The 1,905-nt window shown below is 60.2% G+C and carries 1 protein-coding gene; it reads right to left on the minus strand.

The genetic code is table 11. The features are described 5' to 3' along the window. Positions 1 to 1,905: FAD-binding and (Fe-S)-binding domain-containing protein (locus K7H09_RS24280; protein ID WP_330165633.1), on the minus strand; the 1,905-nt coding region annotated here is incomplete at both ends.

Consider the following 1,905-nt stretch of genomic DNA (forward strand, 5'->3'; position numbering starts at 1 on the left):
TTGCCGTTCGCCGAATAGGGCATCACAAACACGCGTAGATTGAGGCGCGAGAGCAGTTCCACCACGTCCATCACCAGCTTGGCTTCAAAGTGGGTGGTGAAGGCATCCTGGACAATAATCACGCTATTGGCACGCTGCTGTTCGGTTAACAGGGCCAGTGAGAGCGGTGTTGCCTCGGCGACGCCCCAGGCGTTCAGCTGCTTTTTAACACTGGCCCGTGAAAGCGCCGGGGAGTCGCTCATGCCCAGCGTACGGCGCATCAGTTGCTCTACCCAGCGCTGGCCAATCACGGCGTTATACAGCGGTGCGGCTTTGGCCAGGGTAGGTAGCATAAACTCGGTGCCGCCAATCACGTAGTCGCGAATCGGGCGCAGGTAGCGGCCGTGGTAGACCTCCAAGAACTGCGAGCGGAACTGGGGAACGTTGACCTTGATCGGGCACTGACTCGCGCAGGACTTACACGCCAGGCAACCCGCCATGGCGTCATAAACTTCATGGGAGTAGTCGTGGTGCTGCTTGCGGCTTAGAGTATTCGCCACCCGCAGCGGAAAGCGTTTAATAAAGCCCCAGCCGCCTTCGGCTTTTTTCTTGCGCGACTCCTCAACGACATCGATTCCCGCCTGGGTCTGCAGGCGCAGCCACTCGCGGATCAGGCTGGCACGGCCTTTGGGCGAGTGGCGACGATCCAGCGTCGCCTTCCAGGAGGGGCACATGGGGTCATCAAGGTCGTAGTTGTAGCAGGCACCGTTACCGTTGCAGTACACCGCGGCGTCGTAGGCCTGCCAGGCGCGCTCATCGATGGTGCGATCAAACTGACCGCGCATGGGCACGCCATCCACCGTTAACAGATCGGGATCGCTATCCCTGGCGATTAGCTCGCTGCTTTGAGGCTTACCCGCAGCGTCGGGCGAGGTGGAAATGCCCGCGGCCCCGGGCGGGTTAGAGAGAGGCGAGGCGATCTTGCCAGGGTTAAGCTGGTTATAGGGGTCAAAGGCGGCTTTTACCCGCTGTAGGCTGGGATAAAGCTCACCAAAGAATTTAGGTGAGTACTCCGAGCGCACACCCTTACCGTGTTCGCCCCACAGCAGGCCGTCATATTTCTGGGTCAGCGCCACCACTTCATCGGATACCGCGCGAATCAGTGTTTCCTGTTCGGGATCCTTCATATCGATGGCGGGGCGCACGTGCAGTACCCCAGCATCTACATGGCCAAACATCCCGTAGGCGAGGCCTCGGGCGTCCAGCGCGGCGCGGAACTCGGTGATAAAGTCCGCCAAGTGCTCCGGCGGCACGGCGGTATCTTCCACAAACGGAATCGGCCGCTTCTCGCCCTGCACATTGCCGAGCAAACCCACCGAGCGCTTGCGCATGGCGTAGACTTTCTGGATCTGCCCACGCCCCTCGGCCAAGGTGTAGCCTAGGCGTTCAACGGTGGTGTCTTGGCTTAGGTGGTCGGTAAAGGCTTGTACCCGCTCGGCGAGGGCGCTTTCATCGTCGTCATTAAACTCGATCAGGTTAATGCCACGAATCGCCGTGTTAGCGGTCGCCGGGAAGAATTCCGCTACGCTGTCCCAGACGAAGTCTTCCATGGCCAACTGCAGCACGGTGTCATCGATGGTCTCTATGGAAGTCGGGCGAAGCGCCTGCGGCTGGGGTTGTAGCGCCTGCGGCTGAGGTTGTGAAGAGGTGCTAGCGGCCATCAGCGCTTTGGCATCCCGCAGTGCATCCATAAAACTGGTGTAGCGCACATTGACCAGAGTGGAGTGCTTGGGAATCGGCAGCACATTCAACACCGCCTCGTTCAAAAAGCCCAGCGAGCCTTCCGAGCCGCACAGCAGGCTGTTGAGGTTGAGCTGCCCCTCGCTATCGCGCAGGTGGGCCAAATCGTAGCCGGTCAAGCAGCGG

The organism is Halomonas sp. IOP_14, assembly GCF_021021315.1.
In the GTDB taxonomy this organism is placed as follows: domain Bacteria; phylum Pseudomonadota; class Gammaproteobacteria; order Pseudomonadales; family Halomonadaceae; genus Vreelandella; species Vreelandella titanicae.